This is a genomic window from Marinobacter sp., assembly GCF_033722735.1.
Lineage (GTDB): Bacteria > Pseudomonadota > Gammaproteobacteria > Pseudomonadales > Oleiphilaceae > Marinobacter.
The window spans coordinates 35,694-55,309 of the sequence record NZ_JAWVYN010000004.1 but is presented as its reverse complement, the minus strand read 5'-3'; the positions used below and the strand labels follow the sequence as shown (position 1 = coordinate 55,309).

Sequence of the window (19,616 nt, the reverse complement as noted above, 5' to 3'; positions counted from 1 at the left end):
CGCTTTCACCAACCTTGATGAAAATCAAAAAGCCTGGGGGCCTACCCCATAAGCGCCATCGGGGGTACCTCCCTATCCGGCCGGGGGGTATCCGGGCTACCCACAGCTATCCATTTTGCTCCTGCCAACTACCTCCAATGGGGAAGCGTCATCCGCAATCCGATTTCATACCATGGTTTGGAATGTACCGATTGGGGGAGGGCGTTATGGCTGCCCGCAAAGACCGACCACTGGTCTATGCCTGTTCCGGGTGTTCGGACGTGGCGCAACTGGCCAACAACGCGGCGGTGAGTCTCGACCACAGCGGCGAGTTTGAGATGTCCTGCATTTCCGGCGTTGGCGGCCAGGTACCGGCATTGGTCCGGGTTGCCCGTTCCGGTCGTCCCATCACCGTCATTGACGGTTGCCCATTGCACTGCGCCCGGGCTTGCCTGGCCAATCTCGGCATCGAACCGGATGACCATGTGCGACTCTACGAATTTGGCTTTCGCAAACGCTATGGCCGCAGCTATGACGAGGACACCGTCGATTCGGTGTGCCAACTGATCCGCGAGCGCCAGGGCGGTCGCGACCAATCCCCGGAAAACACCGTCAGGACACTCTCATGATCAACAGCTACCCGGACCTGATTCACGCCGCCTGCCACCAGCCACTGCCCCAGCGCCTGCTGTTCGTTTTCTGTCGGGCGGAACTGCCGGAGGATGCCAGCGAGTCCGAACGCAGGGCCTTCGAGGCCGGTGAGGGCGGGGCCCTGGTGCCGGTGGTCTGCGTCGACAAGCTGCCGCAGGAGGTGGTCGAATTCGACCGGTTACGGGAGGAATCCCGCCATACGGGGCAAGCCTGGGACATCGTCTTTGTGGCTGCCATGGAAGGACGCGGCGGGGTCGCGCCGTCGTCGGACGAAGCCCAGCAGCCGCTCACCATGATGGTGGAAACGCTGCGGCTGGGGCAGCCCGGAAACTACCTGCCGTTCGACCAGAATGGCGAGCTCGTGTCCCTGGGTCCGTGATGTCTCGGTCCCGGCGCCAAGTTTTACCCATTGAGATTCAGGGGAGGCTGCTTTTAGGGGCTCCCCTGGCAGTGTTATTTGGTTTTTTACAACGTCGGGTCTTAGCTGAAAGGTGGTCAAGGTATGGACCGGAGCGCCCCGTGAGTTGGCAACATGCAGGGATGTGGTTGTTACTTGCTTTTGTTCTTGCCCTGATCGATGTCCAGCCGGCAAGGGCGGAGGATTTGTCCGGACTGGAACCGGTGGCTCAGCGCCTGGTGATTCAGGAGGTGTTGCCGACGGTTGAAGAGGTCCGCCCCCGGGACGGCAACCGCTCTGTCCTGGAACTGTACGGGCAGGACCAGCTGCTCGGCTACGCCTACCAGACCCTGGACTTTGTCCAGACTCCTGCTTATTCCGGCAAACCCATCAACGCGGTGGTGGTGCTGGATACCGAGGCCAACCTTCTGGCCGCCACAGTGATCGAGCACCACGAACCCATTTTGCTGGTGGGCATCCCCGAACAGCGGCTGCACGATTTTACCGACCAGTACATCGGCCTGGCGGCGGACCAGCGGGTCACCGTTGGCGGCAGTGGATCGCAAAGCCGGGTAGCGGTGGACGGTGTCTCGGGTGCCACGGTCACGGTGATGGTGGTTAACGAAGTGCTTATGCGCTCCGCCCACAAGGTGGCGGCGAACCTGGGCCTGATTGCCGACCACGGCCAGCAACGACCGCCAATGGCTGAGATCGGCCACTCGGGCTTCCAGCCCAAAAGCTGGCAGACCTTGACCGGAGAGGGCTCTATCCGCCGCCTTCACCTGAGCCAGCAGCAGGTCGATGACGCCTTTGCCGACAGCGCAGGGGGGGAACGCCAAAGGGCCCGACAAGGTCGTCAGGATGGGCCGGTGATCGACCTGTACACCGCCTACCTCAATGCCCCGGACATCGGTCGCAACCTGCTGGGTGAGCGCCAGTACGAATGGCTGATGTCAGAACTGCAGGAAGGCGAGCACGCCATCGCGGTGCTGGCCAACGGTCAGTATTCCTTCAAGGGGTCCGGTTATGTCCGGGGTGGTATTTTCGACCGGATCCAGATTCGCCAGTTTGGCGACACCTTCAACTTCCGTGATCTGGACCACTACCGGTTGAGCGACGTGTACGCCGAGGGAATGCCCCGTTTCGGGGAAATGGCCATCTTCATTGTGCGCCAGCAGTACCAATTCGATTCCGGCAGCGAATGGACCCTGGAATTGACCGTCAAACGCCAGACCGGCCCGCTGGACAGCGAGTTCCGGGTGTTCCCCCTGAGTTACCAGCTACCGGACCAATACTACCAGCGGCCGGAACCGGCGGTCTCGGAAGCGGATACCCTGGCGGAGCAGCCCATGTGGGTGCAGGTGTGGTACCAGCGCCAATTCCAGATTGCGGCCCTTGGAGTGGGGATCGTGGTGTTGCTGTTTATCCTGTTCTTCCAGGATTGGCTGGTACAGAGGCGGCGGCTAATGCGCTACATCCGTCAGGGATTCCTCATCTACACACTGGTCTTTATCGGCTGGTACGCCCTGGGCCAGTTATCCATCGTCAATGTGTTGACCTTCGTGCACAGCGTGATTGATGGCTTTAGCTGGCAGACCTTCCTGATTGACCCCATGCTGTTCTTACTGTGGACGGCGGTGGCGGGCATTGTGCTGCTGTGGGGACGGGCGGTGTATTGCGGCTGGCTGTGTCCGTTCGGCGCCTTGCAGGAACTGGTCAATGAGGTTGCCCTCAAGCTCAAGGTGCCGCAGTTCAACCTGCCGTTCGCCGTCCACGAGCGCTTGTGGGCCATCAAGTACCTGGTCCTGCTGGTTTTGTTCGGGGTGTCGCTGGAGTCCATGGCCACTGCCGAGAAACTGGCCGAGGTGGAACCGTTCAAGACCGCCATCACCCTCCACTTCGACCGGTCCTGGCCGTTCGTCACCTACGCCCTGTTGCTGGTGGGGGTGAATGTGTTCACCCGCAAGGCTTTCTGTCGCTACCTCTGTCCACTCGGGGCGGCCCTGGCCCTGCCCACCCGTTTCCGCATCTTCGACTGGCTCAAACGTCGCCGGGAGTGCGGCAACCCCTGCCGCCGCTGCGAGAAGGAGTGCGAGGTCCAGGCCATTCACCCGGACGGCACCATCAATTACATGGAGTGCCACTACTGCCTGGATTGTCAGGTGACCTATTTCAATGACCACAAGTGTCCGCCGCTGATCACCAAGCGTCGTGGGCGCCGGCGCGGCCAGAATGCGCCGGACAGACCGGAGCAGATACCAGCGGTTCAGCTCGACTGAACCCGGCTGTCGCAAGAACGCACACACTGTCTATCGCAACAACAACGGAGTTGGATGCCATGAAAAACGAAGAATCGAAGGTCGAGGGAGCAAGCGAACCGTCAAAGGGCGGGTTGAGCCGCCGGCATTTCCTGGGGGCTACCGCTGCTGCCGGGGTTGTGGGTGCCACCGGTTTGGGCTCGGCGGTGATGTCCCGGGAAACCTGGGCCGCCGCGGCTCAGGAGGCGATGAACAAGGCTGTAGTTCATCCCGGTGAACTGGATGAGTACTACGGTTTCTGGAGCGGCGGCCATTCCGGGGAGGTCCGGATACTGGGGGTGCCGTCGATGCGTGAACTGATGCGGATTCCAGTATTCAATGTGGATTCCGCCACCGGCTGGGGCATCACCAATGAGAGCAAGGACGTGCTGGGCCACGACAACACCTTCCTCAACGGCGACGCCCACCATCCTCACATCTCCATGACTGACGGTCGCTATGACGGCCGCTACCTGTTCATCAACGACAAGGCCAATACCCGGGTCGCCCGCATTCGCCTGGACATCATGAAGTGTGACCGGATCACTCACGTGCCCAATGTACAGGCGATTCATGGCCTTCGCTTGCAGAAAGTACCCAAGACCAACTATGTGTTCTGCAACGCCGAGTTCGTGATTCCTCAGCCCAATGACGGTACCAACATGGAGAACATGGACGGTCACTACACCATGTTCAACGCCATCGATGCCGAGACCATGGAAGTGGCGTTCCAGGTCATCGTCGATGGCAACCTGGACAACACCGATGCCGACTATACGGGGCGTTTTGCCGCGTCCACCTGTTACAACTCCGAAAAGGCCCTGGACCTGGCGGGCACCATGCGCAATGACCGGGACTGGGTGGTGGTGTTCGATATCGAGGCGATTGCCGCGGCGGTGAAGGCCGGCAACCACCAGACCATCGGCGATTCGAGTGTGCCAGTGGTGGATGGCCGCCACGGCTCCGAGTTCACTCGCTACATCCCGGTGCCAAAGAACCCCCATGGCCTGAACACCTCGCCGGATGGCCAGTACTTCATCGCCAATGGCAAGCTGTCGCCGACCGCCACCATCATCGCCATCGACCGGCTCGGTGACCTGTTTGCCGGCAGCCTGGACAACGAGCGGGATGTGGTGGTCGGCGAGCCGGAGCTTGGCCTGGGACCCCTGCACACCACCTTCGACGGCCGGGGCAATGCCTACACCACGCTGTTTATCGACAGCCAGGTGGCCAAATGGAACATCGAGGATGCCATCCGCCACTACAACGGCGAGGATGTGGACTACATCCGTCAGAAGCTGGATGTGCACTACCAGCCAGGCCACAACCACGCCTCGCTGACCGAGTCCCGGGATGCCGACGGCAAGTGGCTGGTGGTACTGTCCAAGTTCTCCAAGGACCGTTTCCTGCCAGCCGGACCGCTGCACGCCGAGAACGACCAGCTGATCGATATTTCCGGGGAAGAAATGAAGCTGGTGCACGACGGGCCCACCTATGCCGAGCCCCACGATTGCATCCTGGTGCGCCGGGACCAGATCAAGACCCGTAAGATCTACGACAGGGACGACCCCATCTTTGCCTCCGCCCGGGCCCAGGCCGAGAAGGACGGAGTGACCCTGGAGACGGACAACAAGGTGATTCGCGACGGCAGTCAGGTGCGGGTGTACATGACCTCGGTGGCGCCCACCTACGGGATGACCGAATTCAAGGTCAAGCAGGGGGATGAGGTGACCGTGTACATCACCAACCTGGACACCGTGGAGGACGTCAGCCATGGCTTCTGCATGGTGGACCATGGCGTGAGCATGGAGATCAGCCCACAGCAGACCAGTTCCGTGACCTTTACCGCGAACAAGCCCGGGGTCCACTGGTATTACTGCAACTGGTTCTGTCACGCCCTGCATATGGAGATGCGTGGCCGAATGATTGTGGAGCGGGCCTGAGGCGTTTCGGCCCGCCGGACTTCTCCGGTGGGCCGATACCGGTGCCTGATCGCATGATGTTGATGAACCTTTGCCGTTGTCTGGTTGTCGTGCTGGCCGCAGGCTGGTGCCTGGCCGCCGAAGCTGGTGTTCAGGCCGTCCTCGATGGTCTTCAGCCTGGCGACACCCATACCCTCCCACCCGGGGACATTCCACCGTTCCGTGTCCCGGTGGCGGACGTTACCGTACGCTGCTCCGGCGCCACGGTGATCGACGGTGGGGGCACTGGCAATGCCGTCACGATTACCGCGCCGGGGGTAAGGCTGACGGGCTGTACTATCCGCAACTGGGGGGCGGATCTCAACGAGCTGGATACCGGCATCTTCGTGGCCCGCGACGCCACCGGGACGGTAATTGAGGGTAATACCCTGACCGGTCCGGGTTTTGGTATCTGGCTGGATGCCACCCCGAACGTGACCGTGCGGCACAACCGCATCCAGGGTGATACCAACCTGCGGTCCCAGGACCGGGGTAATGGCATCCACCTGTTCAACACCCAGGCCGCCCGGATCGAGGGCAACCACATTCGCCAGACCCGGGATGCCATTTACGTTGAAACGGCCAATCACAACGAGATTCTCAACAATGTCATGACCGACCTGCGTTATGGCATCCATTATATGTATTCCCACAGCAACCGCCTGGAGGGCAACCTGACCCGCAATACCCGCACCGGCTATGCCCTGATGCAGAGCAAGCGGCTGACGGTGGTCAACAACCGGTCCGAGGGCGACCGCAACTACGGCATCCTGATGAATTTCATCACCCAGTCCGAGATTCGTAACAATGTCATTACCGGCGTCCGCCAGGGCCAGAGTGCCGGGGTGGACATTGAAGGCGCGGAAGGCAAGGCGGTGTTCATCTACAACTCCCTGTACAACACCTTCAGTGGCAACGTGTTCCGGGACAGCGACATCGGCATTCACCTGACCGCCGGCTCCGAGGATAACCGGGTGTTCGCCAATGCCTTCATCGACAACCGGCGCCAGGTCAAGTACGTCGCCACCCGCACCCAGGAGTGGTCCGAGGCCGGCCAGGGCAATTTCTGGAGCGATTACCTGGGGTGGGACCGCGACCAGGATGGCGTGGGCGACGTGGCCTACGAGCCCAACGACCAGGTGGATCGGCTGCTGTGGACCTACCCGGAGGCACGGGTGCTGATGTACAGCCCGGCGGTGGATACGCTGCGCTGGGTGCAGCGGGCCTTTCCCGTGGTCAAGGCGGCGGGGGTGGCGGACCATCACCCGTTGATGCGGGTACCGACAACGCTCGAGGTGGAGTAAGCATGCGCTGTTTTGAACTGGACGGGGTGCACTTTGGCTACGGTCGTCAGCCGCTGTTGCAGGATATTGGCCTGAATCTGTATCCGGGACGCATCCTTGGTCTGTTTGGCCACAACGGTGCCGGCAAGACCACCACCATCAAGCTGATCCTGGGCCTGATGCGCCCGGACCGGGGCCGAATCCGGGTACTGGGAGGCATGCCGGGGCAGCCGGAGATCGCCCGGCGGATCGGCTACCTGCCGGAGAACGTGGTGTTTTATCCACAACTGACCGGGCGGGAGATCCTCCGTCATTTCGCCCGCCTCAAGGGCGCACATGAGAGCCAGGTGCGGGAACTGTTGGCACAGGTCGGCCTGACCGAAGCCGGCGACCGCCGGGTCAAGACCTATTCCAAGGGCATGAAGCAACGACTGGGCCTGGCCCAGGCGCTGCTGGGGCAGCCGGAGCTGCTCATGCTGGATGAGCCCACGGTGGGGCTGGACCCGGTGGCCACGGCGGAGCTGTATCGCCTGTTGTGCCGGCTGCGAGAGCAGGGCACGGGGATCGTACTCTGCTCCCACGTGCTGCCGGGAGTGGAGCCCTATATCGACCAGGCGGCCATTCTGGTCGATGGCCGTGTGTGGGCGTTGGGCGATCTGCCATCGCTGCGCGAGCAGGCCCGCATACCGGTGCGGCTGACGGTTCGCAGTCGCGATGGCGAGGCGCTGTTGAATCGGCTGAATGGGAGCGTACCGCGGCTGAGCACCCTGGCCCGGGACAGTCATACCATCGAGCTGGATGTCCGGCCCCAGGACAAGATGGCCGCCATCCGCTCCTTGATGGCGGCGGAGCCCGAGGACCTGCAGATTCACCAGCCCACCCTGGAAGACCTGTATTGCCATTTCACCGGCAGTGACCGGCAGGGAGGAGCCTGACGTGTATTGCATCTGGACCATTGCCCGTAAGGAACTCAGCGATAGCCTGCGCAACCGCTGGCTGTTGGCCATCAGCCTGGTGTTTGCCACCCTGGCCCTGGGCATTGCCTGGTTTGGCGCCGCCGCCTCAGGTAGCGTCGGCTATGGCACCACGCCTGCCACCATCGCCAGTCTGGCGAGCCTGGGGATCTTCCTGATTCCGTTGATCGCCCTGTTGCTGTCCTATGACGCCATCGTGGGGGAAGACGAGAGCGGAACCCTGCTGCTGTTGCTGACGTACCCCCTGACCCGGGGGCAATTGCTGCTGGGCAAGTTCCTTGGCCACGGTTTTACCCTGGCCCTCGCCACTGTGTTGGGGTTTGGGCTGGCCGGGGTCGTTATCGCTACGCTGGTGGAAGAGGTGGCGGTGGTATCACTGCTGGAGGCCCTGGCGCGTTTCATCCTGTCGTCGGTGTTGCTGGGCTGGGGATTCATTGCCCTGGCCTACCTGGTCAGTGTCCGGGTGAGTGAAAAGCCGGTGGCGGCGGGGCTGGCGCTGGGGCTGTGGTTCCTGTTTGTGCTGGTGTTCGACTTGTTGTTGCTGGGGACGCTGGTGGCCAGCAAAGGGGCGATCAACCCGGAGTTGTTGCCGTGGTTGTTGATGCTCAACCCAACGGACGTTTATCGTTTGCTGAATATTGTTGCTTTCCAGGACGCAGGACAGCTGACCGGAGTATTGAGCCTGGGACACGACCTGCCGGTGGGGCCTGCCGGACTCTGGACGGCGCTGATGGTCTGGGTTGCTGTGCCGTTTGCTGCTGCCTGGGGTTTGTTCCTGAAACGGAGGGTTTGATGTTTACAAGTGGCCGTAGTGTTGTACTTGATCATGGGTATTGGGTCGGATTGGCCCTGTTGCTGATGTGGTTGGCAGGCTGTTCGCCTTCTGGTGACGGTGTAACAGGTGCCCACAAGCCTGTGCATTTTGAGTCTGGCGATGAGTGCCACGTTTGCGGGATGGTTATCCAGCGCTTTTCCGGGCCCAAGGGACAGGCCATTGGCAGCAATGCTGAAGAGGGAGAGATCGTCCGTAAATTCTGCTCAACCCGGGATCTTTTTGCCTGGGTACTGCAACCAGAGAATATCCACCGGAACTTGACCCTCTACGTACACAACATGGCGCAAACGGACTGGAAGAACCCGGCGGATACGGCGTTAATTGATGCCCGGGAGGCGTTTTTCGTAGTCGGCTCCAGTCGTGAAGGTGCCATGGGGCCGAGTCTGGCTTCCTTCGCATCGCAGCAGGCGGCGGAAGATTTCGCCGAGCGGTTTGGCGGTTCTGTACTGGAGTTCAGTCACGTGACGTTGGCGCATCTACAATCGGGTACAGGTGGGCAGGGGACGCCAGGTAACCAGCCTGATCGTCGATCCATGGGGGCGATGACGCCCTATGGGGAAGATAACCAACACCCTGAATGAGAGGGGGGCATTATGAAAAGAACGTTGTTAGCCATTGGTATCACTGCAAGCGTTTGGGGTGCAGCACCGCTACAGGCCCAGGATGGCGAAGCCCTGTTCAACAGCAAGCCGTGCGTGGCCTGCCATCAGATCGACACTAAGATGGTCGGGCCTGCGTTGAAGGAAGTGGCGGCGAAGTACGCCGGTGAGGATGGGGCGGTAGAGATGTTGGCCACCAGCATCAAGAACGGTTCCAGCGGCAAGTGGGGGCAGGGGGTCATGCCCCCGAATCCGGTGACGGAGGAAGAAGCACGTACGCTGGCGGAGTGGGTGTTGAGCCTGAAGTGATGTCGGCTTGGGGGCTAGCCCCCAGTCATGTTCATGAACCGCAGGATCTGAACGTCGCCATCGCCGGCGAAGTGGTGGCGTTCGGGCTTGAGGTCCATGGCCCGGACAATGGTGTCTTTGAGTTTGTCATCGTTGACCGGGTGACCCCGCAGGATTCGCCGCAGATCCACCGCATGTTCGTTGCCAAGGCATAGCAGTAGCCGGCCTTCCACGGTGACCCTTACCCGATTGCAGGTGGCGCAGAAGTTGTGGGAGTGGGGCGAGATGAAGCCCACCCTGATGGGGCTGTTCGGCATGCGATAGTAGCGGGCCGGACCACCGCTGTCGGCGGTGGTGGGCACCAGCTCATGGTGCGGGTGGATCAGCGCTCTTACCTGGTCGCTGGTGCACAGGCTTTCACCGCGGTTATGCCCGGTGATCTGCCCCAGGGGCATCTCCTCGATAAAGCTGATGTCGATCCGTTTGCGGCGGGCAAATTCGATCAGCTCGGGCACTTCGTCGTCGTTGCGGCCTTTCATCACCACCACGTTGAGTTTGATCCCTTCGAAACCGGCGCCGCGAGCGGCGTCGATGCCGTCCAGGACCTGGTTGAGCTGTCCGGTACGGGTGATGGCGTGGAAGCGTTCGGCGTCGAGGGAGTCGAGGCTGATGTTGAGGCGTTTCAGGCCCGCCCGTTTGAGTGGTTCCGCCAACTTGCTCAACTGACTGCCGTTGGTGGTCATGGCGAAGTCGCGCAGGCTGAGGCTGCCGATCTCTTTAACCAGGTCGACGATGTCTTTGCGGACCAGGGGTTCGCCGCCGGTGAGGCGGATTTTTTCGGCGCCCAGGCTGGTGAAAGTGCGGGCCAGGCGGGCGATTTCTTCCAGGGTGAGGACCTGCTGACGGGGCAGGAAGGTCATATCTTCGGCCATGCAGTAGACGCAGCGGAAGTCGCAGCGGTCGGTGACCGAGAGGCGCACGTAGTTGATGGTGCGGCCGAAGCGGTCGGTCAATTTGGCTTGAGGCATGGTTAGTGTCCCGTCTGAAATTGGTGTCAGTATCGCAAATCCTTGGCGGTGGTTTGATACCTCTGGGGGGGTAACCCCGGTTTCGGAAAGTAGCCTGCTTGTATTGGGAGGTTGGCAGGGGGAGGCCACTGACGCCGCCGCTTGGACGGCACGTTCCTGTGCCGGCCAAGCTACCGGGGCGTCCATGCCCCTGCTCTGTCAGGGGCCTCCCCCTGCCTGTGGACTTTTGAGATATGTCTACCTGTTCAAATACAACGGGGAGCATATCCCATTAATAACTGCCGTCAGCGCTGTTCGGCAGTTGCTGCAGCCACCGGCAACGCCTCCTCTCTCAATATCGGGAAGAACAACCCCTTCACCACCTGCCAGGTCACCGCTAGGGCACCAACGATGAATACCACGTCGCCGAAGGTGCGGACCCAGCGCAGGGTCTGCAGGATGTCGGTCTGCATGAAGGCTTCGCTGCGGGCGTACCACAGGCCCTCGCCGGCGCTGGCCAGGAACTGGAGGATACCGACCGGCAGCAGGCTGGTGGCCAGCATCAGTACCAGGCCGCCATTGAGCCACCAGAAGCCGACCTTCATCAGGCGCTCGTCGAACACCAGTCCGGGCCGGATGTAGCGGAGCACCAGCAAGGTGAAGCCCAGGGCCAGGAAGCCGTAGACGCCAAACAGGGCGGCATGGGCGTGGGTCGGGGTGGTGTTCAGGCCCTGCACGTAGTACAGCGAGATCGGCGGGTTGATCATAAAACCGAACACCCCGGCACCGAGCATGTTCCAGAACGCCACGGCGATGAAAAACATCAATGGCCAGCGCACGTTTTCCATCCACGGGGCGCGTTGTTTCAGACGCCAGTTCTCCCAGGCTTCGTAGCCCAGCACCACCAGGGGTACTACTTCCAGGGCGCTGAAGGTGGCGCCGACGGCCATCACCGGGGTGGTGGTGCCGGCGAAGTAGAGGTGATGGAAGGTGCCGGGCACGCCGCCGAGCATGAACAGGGAGGCGGAGGCCAGGCTGGCGGAGGTCGCCACCGTGCGGGACACCAGGCCCATGCTGCAGAAGATGAAGGCCAGGGCAGTGGTGGCGAAGACTTCGAAGAAACCCTCCACCCACAGGTGGACGATCCACCAGCGCCAGTATTCCATGATGGAGATGTGGGTGCGTTCGCCGTAGAAGAAGCCGGCGCCGTAGAACAGGCCGATGGCCACCACGGAGGCGGTGAGCAGGGCCAGCAGGTTCTTGTCGCCGGGCTGGCGCAAGGCGGGGACGATCCCGCGCAGCATCAGGACCAGCCAGAAGGCGATGCCGGTGAACTTGCCGATTTGCCACAGCCGGCCCAGGTCGACGAATTCATAGCCCTGGTGGCCGAGCCAGAAGTTCCATTCCGGCGGCATGATCTGGGCGATGGCCAGGTAGTTACCGATGAAGGAGCCGACCACGACCACCACCAGTGCCCAGAACAGCGCGTCGACGCCCAGCTTCTGGAACTTCGGGTCCTTTCCGCCGTTGATGATGGGAGCCAGGAACAAGCCCGCGGCGAGGAAGCCGGTGGCGATCCAGAACAGTGCGGACTGGATGTGCCAGGTGCGGACCAGGGAGTAGGGGAACCACTCGGAGACGTTGATGCCATAAAAACCCTGGCCCTCGACGGTGTAGTGAGCAGTGAAGCCGCCGAGCATGACCTGGAAGGTGAACAGCGCTACCACCAGCAGCAGGTATTTGCCCAGGGCCTTCTGGGAGGCGGTCAGGGCGAAACCGGTCAAAGGGTCCTCGGAGGGGGTGGCCGGGTCGTGTTCGTCGTGGCGGCTAAGGAACGCCCAGGCCCAGACCAGGCCGCCGACACCAGCGATCAACAGCACCACGCTGACGATGGACCAGACCACGTTCTCGGCGGTGGGTTCGTTGTTGATTAGCGGTTCGTGGGGCCAGTTGTTGGTGTAGGTGGCATCGCTGCCCGGCCGTTCGGTAGCGGCGGCCCAGGCGGTCCAGAAGAAGAACTCGGTGAGCCGCTGCCGGCGCCCGGCATCCGGCAGGGTGTTCTCCTTCATGGCGTAGTTTTCCCGGGTGGGTTGCAGTGCCGGGTCATTGCTGAACAGGTCGCTGTAGTAGGCGGCGGTGTCGCGGATGGCTTCAACACGACGCTCGGAGAGTACCAGTTCACCGGAAGCCGGATTGAACGTGTTGGTCCGGTAGGCCTGCTTCAGCTCGTACTCCAACTGATTCTGCTGGGCGCCGGTCAAGTCGTGGAAGGCCTGGCCATAAGTATCGCGGGCGGCCAGGTCGAGCCAGGCCATCAGCTCCCGGTGCAGCCAGTCGGCGGTCCAGTCCGGGGCCTGGTAGGCACCGTGCCCCCAGATGGAGCCCAGCTGCATGCCACCGACGGATTGCCAGGCGGTCTGGCCGTCTAGGATGCTGTCTTCGGTCATCAGCAGGTTGCCGTGCTCGCTGACAACCCGGTCCGGGATCGGTGGCGCGGCACGGTATACCTCGGCACCAAAGTAGCCAAGCATGGCGAAGGTGATCGCTAGCACGGCGATCAGGGTGAACCAGAGGCGACGGTAGTTAGCCATGGTGTGCACCTCCGATTTGGCCGTCCACCCGCTGGAACAGCACGTTGTTCTCCAGGTGGATGTGTTCCATCAGGTCGTTCTTCAGGGTGTCCAGGCCCCGGTAGAGGGCCTGCCAGGTGTTGCAGGCGCCGTCCGGCAGGGTCAGGCCGTGGGCCAGGTCCACCAGCCGGTCCAGTGCGGCGCCGTGGTCGTCGTGCTCATGGCGCATGGCCTGTACCGGTGCCACTGCGATGCCGCCAACGCCCCGGGCAATCATCGGGAACAGGATCTGTTCTTCCTTTTGCATGTGCATTTCCAGCTCGTCCCGCATCTGCTCCAGGTGGGCACTGAGTCCCGCCGGACACTTGGGGTGGTCGCCGTGAACCCGCTCCACCCGCTGGGACAGGCGGATCAGTTCCGGAAACTGCTTGCGATGGACGTCGTGGAAACGGGTCAGGATGTGTTCGATCAGTTCCTTCGTGTTCAGTGCCGTCAGTTGTTGCTGGTTGGCGGCCGCCGGTTGCAAGGCCCTTAGCTCCGCCTCGATGGCTGCAGCTTCCAGGCCCTTGCGGGCGGCGGCGTCGGTCAGGGAACGGCTGCCACCGCAGCAGAAATCCAGTTTGTACTTGTGGAAGACCGCGGTGGCCCCGGGCAGGTCACGGGCCAGTTGTCCCAGGGATTGGTTGGCGAGTGTCATGGTCTGTCTCCTCTTCGCTCTCTCATAAAGTGGCTTTCAAAATACATCTTTAGTGAGTAAGATGTAAATCGAATATTTCTTTATGGGGGTGGCGATGCCGTGTCCCTATCCCCAAGGAGGTAACGTTCGATGATTCGACTGTTGAAACTGGCCAACGGTGGTCTGCTAGTGTGTCTGCTGGCTCTGGTGGGGACTCTGCTGCTGGCCTATCCTTTGGCAGAGCAGTTCTCGATGTCGGCACAGATAGCCGCCCATATTGGTACCCTGCTGTTCGCGACAGGAATCAAAGTGACCTATATCCTGCGACTGGTGTCGCTCAGAGCACTTGCAAGACCTGTACATTGAATACAGGTACACTGAAGGCTATGGTTCCTGACGGGACGGCGGAATCAGCAACGGGAATGTCGACAACGATGTCCATCAGCAAGGGCGGTTACAGGATTATTGCCTATCTGAGCGTGGGCCTGGCAATTGCAGGCGCCATCCTGCCGTTGTTGCCGACGACGGTCTTTGTGCTGATTGCTGCCTGGGCAGCGGGGCGCAGTTCCCCGGAGTTTGAAAGCTGGCTGCTGAACCATGAGCGGTTTGGTCCCACCATCCTGAACTGGCGTGCGCGGCAGGTGGTGCCTCCCAAAGCCAAGGCCCTGGCCTGTATCATGCTGGCGGTGAGTTGGTTAATCCTGTTCTACAACGGCGCCCCAGTCTGGCTCCTGGCGTCCCTGGGCGCGTTTTTTTGTGGCCTGGCGACCTATTTGCTGTCCCGCCCTTCCTACTAGTGAACAGGAAGTTAGCGTAATCCTTTCGCGCATCGGAGACGTTGGATGCACATCACCCGCTACACCGATTACTCCCTCCGGGTCTTGATCTATCTGGCTTTGCAGAAAGACCAACTGGTGACCATTCAGGAAATCTCGGACAGCTATCAGATATCCAAGAACCACCTGATGAAGGTGGTCCATCAGTTGAACAGGAAAGGCTACATCGAAACGGTTCGGGGCAAGAACGGTGGCATGCGCCTGCTGATGTCGCCGCAGGACATCAACATCGGGGTGTTCGTGCGGGAAACGGAGCAGGATCTGGATCTGGTGGAATGCTTTTCGCCGGGGAGCCAGTGCGCCATCACGCCGGTCTGCGGGCTCAAGGGCATCTTTGCGGAAGCTTTGCAGGCTTTCCTGACGACGCTGGACAAGTACACCCTGGCGGATATCCTGCCGGAAAAACAGAAACCGCAACTGGTGCGGCTTCTGCAGATTGGCTGATCCATCTGATTGGCGACAGACTGAAGTCTGTCTCATCCTCAACGATGATCTCGGGGACAGGTTTGAAATCTGTCCCCTCTAGCGGGTCGTTACGCCGGCTGGGCTTCCAGTTTCAGTCGCATCCGGTCCGGCAGCGAGAACTTGCCGATGCGCTTGAGCACGGTCCAGTACTGGCGGGCAAAGCTGTCGGTGTTGTAGTGGATGCCGTGCTTCTCGCACACCGCCTGCACCTTGGGTGAGATCTCCCGATAGCGGTGGGCCGGCAGGTCCGGGAACACGTGGTGCTCGATCTGGTAGCTCAGGTGCCCGCTGAGCAGATGCACAAAATTGCTGCCGGTGAAGTTGCTGGACCCGGTGAGCTGGCGCAGGTACCAGTGGCCCTTGCTTTCGTTCTCGCACTCTTGCTCGGTGAACGTCTCGGCGTCCTGGGTGAAATGGCCACAGAAGATTACCGTGGACGACCACAGGTTTCGGATCAGGTTGGCGCCGATGTTGCCCGCCAACACGATGGGTGCCACCGGGAAGGTCAGCAGCGGGAAGAACACATAATCCTTGAACGCCTGGCGCCCCCCCTTGCGGAAGAAGTCCTTGAGGAACGGCAGCTTGGATTTCCAGGTGATCTCCCGGCGACGCAGCCGCTCGCTCTCCAGCTCGTGGACCCCCACGCCCCACTGGAACAGCACCGTCAGCAGGATGTAGTTGATGAACTGGAACAGGTGACCCGGGTGCCATTTGACGTCGTCGCTCAATCGCAGCACCGCGTAACCGTAGTCCCGATCCTTGCCGATCACGTTGGTGTAGGTGTGGTGTTCGTAATTGTGGGTACGGCGCCAGGATTCGCTGGTACAGACGGTGTCCCACTCGTAGGTCTGGGAATGCAGGGACGGGTCGTTCATCCAGTCGTACTGGCCGTGCATGACGTTGTGGCCGATTTCCATGTTCTCAATGATCTTGGCCAGTCCCAGTGAAGCCGTAGCTGCTACGAACACCGGCGGAATAAAACCGAAGGGCATCAGGACGCGGCCACCAATTTCCAGAGTCCGGTGGAGCCGGACAACCCGGCGAATGTACTTGGCGTCGCGCTCACCGAGATCCGCCAGGACTTCGTCGCGGATGGCGTTGAGGTCTTGCTCCAGCTCCTGGAGTTGCGTTTCGTTCAGTTTCTTCATTGTCTACTCCTTGTCGGGCCCGCTATGGGACCCGTCCTTATGTTCTCGAATTCGGGTCAGATCGTGGTGATCAAAGATCGATGTTGACCGGTCCCTGTGGGACGGAAACGCACAGCTGGATGCTCTCCTCACCCGGGCCGGACGCCTTGCCGGTCAGTCGGTTGATCACCGTGCCGCTGGTCTTCTTGCAACTGCATTGATGACAGATGCCCATGCGGCAGCCGTATTGCGGGGACAGCTGAGCGGCTTCGGCGATGTCCAGCAAGTTGGCATCCCCTTCGGATTCCACTTTCACGCCGCTGCGCTCGAACTGCACTTCGCCGCCCAGGTCATCGCTGGGCAGGGCCGCCTGTGAGGCGGAGAAGAAGGTGCAGTGAATGCGGTCCTCGTGGATGCTGCGTTGGTGCAGCAGATCGTTGGCCAGGTCCATCAGGCCCTTGGGGCCGCACAGGTAACAGCGCCGCGCGCCAATGCCCGGTACCGCGTCCAGGTGGCCGTCGTTGAGGTATTCCGGAGTCTCGCCCACGTCAGTGGCCACCACGTGCAGGGTCAGGGCGGGCCAGCGTTGGCGCAGGGCGTGCAGCTTCTCGGCACCGATCACATCGGCCTGCGTGCGTACAAAATAGAGCAGGGTCACCGGCGCCCGGTATTCATCGGCGGCCAGGGTTTCCAGCAGGCTCAGCACTGGGGTCACACCGCTGCCACCGGCAATGAATAGCAGGGGTTCCGGCTGTTCAGGTGCCAGGAAGTCGCCGAAGGCGTCAGCAAGCCCCAGGGTAGAACCCACTTCCAGGTGGTCGTGCATCCAGTTGGTGACCTTGCCACCCGGCAGGCGCTTGATGGTCAGCGTTACAGTGCCGTGCTGCAGCCACTGCTTGGGCGAGCTGGACAGGCTGAAGGTTCGGTTGAGCCGGACGCCATCGATTTCGATACAGATGTTCACATGTTGCCCGGCCTCGAAACCGGTCCAGCGAGCAGCCGGCTTCAGCACGAATGTTTTGGTGTCGGCGGTTTCGTCGACAATGGCGGTTACCTTGGCCGGCACGTACTGCCGCACCAGCATGGGATCGACACTGGCGAGCAGGGGATCGAAGAACGCAGCCGGGTCTTCCCGATTGAAAAGCTGCTTGCCGAGCCAGCGAAGGGGGCGATTGTTTTCCATTAAAGACAGCATGGTTTCCTCTCCATGTGTACAAGTGTTCACGTGTTGTGTACGAATGTACACAAGGAGAAGTTGGCCTGTCAACAGATTTGTTGTCAACGGGTGGGCCGTCTCCAGTGGCCGGCTGGCCCGGGCCGCTCTGGGCGTTTGGGCGTGGGACTCTTTTCAGGTGTTGGGGAATGCCGCCGTTAGGGCCTTTAATGACAGGAAGTGTGTCGCACCGATGGCTTTTTTGTGTACACTTGTTTGCCATCCTGTGTCTGCTGGCGGCTAATGCGCCGTCAGACGGTACCTGACAGGCGCATGGCCGCTATCGATTAGGGAAAGAGAAGTCGTTCGTTATGGCAGAACGTAAGCGTCGCAAGCCGGGAGAAACCCGGGAAAAGCTGATGGAAGCTGCGCTGACCCTGGTGGGGAAGGGGCGCCACTTTGCCAGCCTGGGTATTCGCGAAGTGACCCGGCAGGCCGGGGTGGTCCCGACCGCCTTCTACCGCCACTTCCGCAACATGGATGACCTGGGGTTGCAGTTAGTGGACGAGCTGGGGCTGGTGTTGCGGCGGATGATGCGGGAGGCTCGCCAAAACGTGCTGCAGGCGGACAAGTTGATGGAGGAGTCGGTCGCCATCTTCATCAGTCATGTGCAGCAGAACCGAAACTTCTTCATCTTTATGGCACAGGGGCTGGCGGGGGAAAGCCGGGCGGTTCAGGAAGGGATTCGCAGTGAGCTGCGCTTCTTCTCCAGCGAGCTGAGCAACGACCTGCGACGCCTGCGGCTGGCCGACCACCTCAGCGATGCCGATCTGGAGCTGACCTGTGACCTGGTGGTGCGTACCGTCGCCTTCAGCCTGACCGACCTCATCGGCGTGTCTCCGGACGACGAATACCAGGTTGACCAGATCAAGGTCCGAACCACCCGCTTCCTGCAGCTGATCTTCGTCGGGGCGGCCAACTGGCGGACCGCCAGCCGCCCCGAGTGATGGTCGCTGGATCAGGCCTTGGCGGCCACCTGGTCGGTGATATCCTGCGCTTCCTCAGCCGGCGGCAACAGCAACTCTTCCAGCTCGTCCAGGGCCTCGCCGGTGAACACCGCCAGTCGCTGCATGCTCGGCAGGGTATCCCGGCAGCCGGTAAAGCCGAAGTTCAGTGAGCCGTCGTAGCTCAGGCAGGTGATGTTGAGGGCGCCACCGTGGGCAATCAACGACACCGGATACATGGCTTCCAGCTTGGCGCCCTCGTAGTACAGGGTGCGGCTGGGTCCCGGCACGTTGGAGATGGTGACGTTGAACACCGGCCGCATGCGGCCGCCCATGCCCGACATCAGCTGCAGGATGTAGGGCGACATCAGCATCATGGTGTACTGGGTCAGCGCTTTCTTGGGCAACTTCTGCAAGTGTTCCTTGGCTCGGCGGGTGGATTCCTTGATGGTGCTCAGCCGGGTCAGCGGGTCCCCTTCGTCGGTGGCCAGGGAGGCGATCATGAAACTGATCTGGGTGCCGGTACCCTGATCGTCCGCCGGGCGGATGTTGACCGGAATACCCGCGGTCAGCGGCGTGTCCGGCAGCTGATGCTGATCCAGCAGGAAACGGCGCAGTGCCGTGCCGCACAGATACAGCACAATGTCGTTCATTGAGGCGTGAGCGAGCTTGGCCAGCCGGCGGAGCCGGGCAAGCTGGTAATGCTGGGTGGCCAGGCGCCGCTGCGGGGTGACCCGGTGATTCAGCAGCGAGACAGGGCCGGTAAACGGCGCGGTCAGGCCGTCTTCGGGGTGACGGGCGGAGCTCGCCAGCCGGGTCATGGCGCCCCACAGCCGGGGGGCAATGTCGGTCTGCAGCTTGAGGGCCTCTTTCGCCTGGGACCAGGCGCCGTGGAGCGAGGCTTCCCTGTCGGTCTTGCTGGCCCGGCGTTGCTCGGGACGTACCGCCCAGGGAGGGAGCATGTTGGTTTCGTTGGGATCGGTGGACAGCACCCGTTGCATCAGGCGCACACCACTGATGCCGTCGATCATCGAGTGGTGCATCTTGGTGTACATCGCAAACCGGTTATTCTCCAGCCCTTCGATGATGTGGCATTCCCACAGTGGCCGGTTGAAGTCCAGGTGATTGGAATGCAGGCGGGACACCAGGATGCCCAGTTCCCGTTCGCCGCCGGGCTTCGGCAGCGCCGAGTGGCGGACGTGGTAATCCAGGTCAATGTCGTCGTCGATCTTCCAGGCCGGTGCCACCACACGGCCCAGGTGGCCGGGGAAGGCGAGCTTGCAGCACCAGGGCTTTTCCACCTGCCGCGCCGCTTTCATGCGGGTGACCAGGTCGCGGAGGAAGGTATCCGAGGCTCCCTCCGGCAGTGAAAAGATTTGCAGGTTGCCCACGTGCATTGGGGTGTTTTCCGATTCCACCGCCAGCCAGGATGCATCCAATGTTCCCAAACGTTTCATACTTCGTCCTCTTGCCTCTCCCCGACAACCCATGGGTCCGAGAGTGTCGTTTTATGT

19 protein-coding genes are annotated in these 19,616 nt (G+C 61.5%); 13 read left to right on the top strand and 6 right to left on the bottom strand.

Going from position 1 to position 19,616, the window contains the following annotated elements; all coding sequences use genetic code 11:
- Positions 1-206: 206 nt before the first annotated feature.
- From R3175_RS04895 to R3175_RS04855, 9 genes are all read left to right on the top strand, one after another.
- Entirely contained in the window at positions 207-608 is a 402-nt protein-coding gene (locus tag R3175_RS04895; RefSeq protein ID WP_318942753.1) for a putative zinc-binding protein, read from the top strand.
- Positions 605-1,009 carry a ribonucleotide reductase subunit alpha gene (locus R3175_RS04890; protein ID WP_318942752.1) on the top strand — a complete coding sequence of 135 codons (405 nt, stop codon included), beginning with the start codon at positions 605-607 and terminating at the stop codon, positions 1,007-1,009. The genes R3175_RS04895 and R3175_RS04890 overlap by 4 nt, the downstream gene beginning before the upstream one ends.
- A 161-nt stretch (positions 1,010-1,170) precedes the next feature.
- A complete protein-coding gene (gene nosR, locus R3175_RS04885; protein WP_318942863.1) occupies positions 1,171-3,306 on the top strand; it encodes a transcriptional regulator NosR in 2,136 nt (711 codons plus the stop codon).
- 59 nt (positions 3,307-3,365) lie between these two features.
- Positions 3,366-5,267: a TAT-dependent nitrous-oxide reductase gene (gene nosZ / locus R3175_RS04880; protein ID WP_318942751.1), complete on the top strand. Its 1,902-nt coding sequence runs from the start codon at positions 3,366-3,368 to the stop codon at positions 5,265-5,267.
- Between the two features lie 56 nt (positions 5,268-5,323).
- Positions 5,324-6,589, top strand: coding sequence for a nitrous oxide reductase family maturation protein NosD (locus tag R3175_RS04875; RefSeq protein ID WP_318942862.1), 1,266 nt, complete (start codon positions 5,324-5,326; stop codon positions 6,587-6,589).
- Between the two features lie 2 nt (positions 6,590-6,591).
- On the top strand, positions 6,592-7,503 hold the full coding sequence (locus R3175_RS04870; RefSeq protein ID WP_318942750.1) for an ABC transporter ATP-binding protein: 912 nt from the start codon (positions 6,592-6,594) through the stop codon (positions 7,501-7,503).
- A 1-nt stretch (position 7,504) separates the two neighbouring features.
- Positions 7,505-8,335 carry an ABC transporter permease gene (locus tag R3175_RS04865; RefSeq protein WP_318942749.1) on the top strand — a complete coding sequence of 277 codons (831 nt, stop codon included), beginning with the start codon at positions 7,505-7,507 and terminating at the stop codon, positions 8,333-8,335.
- Positions 8,335-8,958, top strand: a complete 624-nt coding sequence (locus R3175_RS04860; RefSeq protein WP_318942748.1) for a nitrous oxide reductase accessory protein NosL — start codon at positions 8,335-8,337, stop codon at positions 8,956-8,958. Before R3175_RS04865 ends, R3175_RS04860 begins: the two co-directional genes overlap by 1 nt.
- A 12-nt stretch (positions 8,959-8,970) precedes the next feature.
- A complete protein-coding gene (locus tag R3175_RS04855; protein ID WP_318942747.1) occupies positions 8,971-9,285 on the top strand; it encodes a c-type cytochrome in 315 nt (104 codons plus the stop codon).
- Positions 9,286-9,299: 14 nt separating this feature from the next.
- On the opposite strand, the gene moaA is transcribed toward R3175_RS04855, so the two are convergent.
- From moaA to ytfE, 3 genes are all read right to left on the bottom strand, one after another.
- Entirely contained in the window at positions 9,300-10,292 is a 993-nt protein-coding gene (moaA, locus tag R3175_RS04850) for a GTP 3',8-cyclase MoaA (protein WP_318942746.1), read from the bottom strand.
- A gap of 284 nt (positions 10,293-10,576) precedes the next feature.
- Positions 10,577-12,862: a nitric-oxide reductase large subunit gene (locus R3175_RS04845; RefSeq protein ID WP_318942745.1), complete on the bottom strand. Its 2,286-nt coding sequence runs from the start codon at positions 12,860-12,862 to the stop codon at positions 10,577-10,579.
- On the bottom strand, positions 12,855-13,538 hold the full coding sequence (ytfE, locus tag R3175_RS04840) for an iron-sulfur cluster repair protein YtfE (protein ID WP_318942744.1): 684 nt from the start codon (positions 13,536-13,538) through the stop codon (positions 12,855-12,857). The genes R3175_RS04845 and ytfE overlap by 8 nt, the downstream gene beginning before the upstream one ends.
- A 129-nt stretch (positions 13,539-13,667) precedes the next feature.
- Between ytfE and R3175_RS04835 the strand changes: the two genes are divergently transcribed.
- The 3 genes from R3175_RS04835 to R3175_RS04825 all read left to right on the top strand — a co-directional run bounded on the left by R3175_RS04835 (position 13,668) and on the right by R3175_RS04825 (position 14,797).
- Entirely contained in the window at positions 13,668-13,883 is a 216-nt protein-coding gene (locus R3175_RS04835) for a hypothetical protein (RefSeq protein WP_318942743.1), read from the top strand.
- Between the two features lie 68 nt (positions 13,884-13,951).
- Positions 13,952-14,314, top strand: a complete 363-nt coding sequence (locus R3175_RS04830; RefSeq protein WP_318942742.1) for a YbaN family protein — start codon at positions 13,952-13,954, stop codon at positions 14,312-14,314.
- Between the two features lie 45 nt (positions 14,315-14,359).
- A complete protein-coding gene (locus R3175_RS04825) occupies positions 14,360-14,797 on the top strand; it encodes an Rrf2 family transcriptional regulator (protein ID WP_318942741.1) in 438 nt (145 codons plus the stop codon).
- Positions 14,798-14,886: 89 nt separating this feature from the next.
- Here R3175_RS04825 and R3175_RS04820 read toward each other — a convergent pair whose 3' ends face one another.
- Together R3175_RS04820 and R3175_RS04815 are read right to left on the bottom strand one after the other, a co-directional pair.
- Positions 14,887-15,966, bottom strand: coding sequence for an acyl-CoA desaturase (locus R3175_RS04820; RefSeq protein ID WP_318942740.1), 1,080 nt, complete (start codon positions 15,964-15,966; stop codon positions 14,887-14,889).
- A 70-nt stretch (positions 15,967-16,036) separates the two neighbouring features.
- The gene (locus R3175_RS04815) at positions 16,037-17,128 is read right to left on the bottom strand and encodes a ferredoxin reductase (RefSeq protein ID WP_318942739.1); all 1,092 of its coding nucleotides are present in this window, start codon (positions 17,126-17,128) and stop codon (positions 16,037-16,039) included.
- Between the two features lie 341 nt (positions 17,129-17,469).
- On the opposite strand from R3175_RS04815, the gene R3175_RS04810 reads away from it, so the two are divergent.
- Complete coding sequence (locus tag R3175_RS04810) at positions 17,470-18,105, top strand: TetR family transcriptional regulator (protein ID WP_318942738.1); 636 nt, start codon at positions 17,470-17,472, stop codon at positions 18,103-18,105.
- 11 nt (positions 18,106-18,116) lie between these two features.
- On the opposite strand, the gene R3175_RS04805 is transcribed toward R3175_RS04810, so the two are convergent.
- Positions 18,117-19,559, bottom strand: a complete 1,443-nt coding sequence (locus R3175_RS04805; RefSeq protein ID WP_318942737.1) for a wax ester/triacylglycerol synthase family O-acyltransferase — start codon at positions 19,557-19,559, stop codon at positions 18,117-18,119.
- Positions 19,560-19,616: the final 57 nt, after the last annotated feature.

Coding starts and splice junctions, on each gene's coding strand:
- R3175_RS04895 (WP_318942753.1), top strand. CDS start 207: ATGGCTGCCCGCAAAGACCGACCACTGGTCTATGCCTGTTCCGGGTGT.
- R3175_RS04890 (WP_318942752.1), top strand. CDS start 605: ATGATCAACAGCTACCCGGACCTGATTCACGCCGCCTGCCACCAGCCA.
- nosR (WP_318942863.1), top strand. CDS start 1,171: ATGTGGTTGTTACTTGCTTTTGTTCTTGCCCTGATCGATGTCCAGCCG.
- nosZ (WP_318942751.1), top strand. CDS start 3,366: ATGAAAAACGAAGAATCGAAGGTCGAGGGAGCAAGCGAACCGTCAAAG.
- R3175_RS04875 (WP_318942862.1), top strand. CDS start 5,324: ATGTTGATGAACCTTTGCCGTTGTCTGGTTGTCGTGCTGGCCGCAGGC.
- R3175_RS04870 (WP_318942750.1), top strand. CDS start 6,592: ATGCGCTGTTTTGAACTGGACGGGGTGCACTTTGGCTACGGTCGTCAG.
- R3175_RS04860 (WP_318942748.1), top strand. CDS start 8,335: ATGTTTACAAGTGGCCGTAGTGTTGTACTTGATCATGGGTATTGGGTC.
- R3175_RS04855 (WP_318942747.1), top strand. CDS start 8,971: ATGAAAAGAACGTTGTTAGCCATTGGTATCACTGCAAGCGTTTGGGGT.
- moaA (WP_318942746.1), bottom strand. CDS start 10,292: ATGCCTCAAGCCAAATTGACCGACCGCTTCGGCCGCACCATCAACTAC.
- R3175_RS04845 (WP_318942745.1), bottom strand. CDS start 12,862: ATGGCTAACTACCGTCGCCTCTGGTTCACCCTGATCGCCGTGCTAGCG.
- ytfE (WP_318942744.1), bottom strand. CDS start 13,538: ATGACACTCGCCAACCAATCCCTGGGACAACTGGCCCGTGACCTGCCC.
- R3175_RS04835 (WP_318942743.1), top strand. CDS start 13,668: ATGATTCGACTGTTGAAACTGGCCAACGGTGGTCTGCTAGTGTGTCTG.
- R3175_RS04830 (WP_318942742.1), top strand. CDS start 13,952: ATGTCCATCAGCAAGGGCGGTTACAGGATTATTGCCTATCTGAGCGTG.
- R3175_RS04825 (WP_318942741.1), top strand. CDS start 14,360: ATGCACATCACCCGCTACACCGATTACTCCCTCCGGGTCTTGATCTAT.
- R3175_RS04820 (WP_318942740.1), bottom strand. CDS start 15,966: ATGAAGAAACTGAACGAAACGCAACTCCAGGAGCTGGAGCAAGACCTC.
- R3175_RS04815 (WP_318942739.1), bottom strand. CDS start 17,128: ATGGAAAACAATCGCCCCCTTCGCTGGCTCGGCAAGCAGCTTTTCAAT.
- R3175_RS04810 (WP_318942738.1), top strand. CDS start 17,470: ATGGCAGAACGTAAGCGTCGCAAGCCGGGAGAAACCCGGGAAAAGCTG.
- R3175_RS04805 (WP_318942737.1), bottom strand. CDS start 19,559: ATGAAACGTTTGGGAACATTGGATGCATCCTGGCTGGCGGTGGAATCG.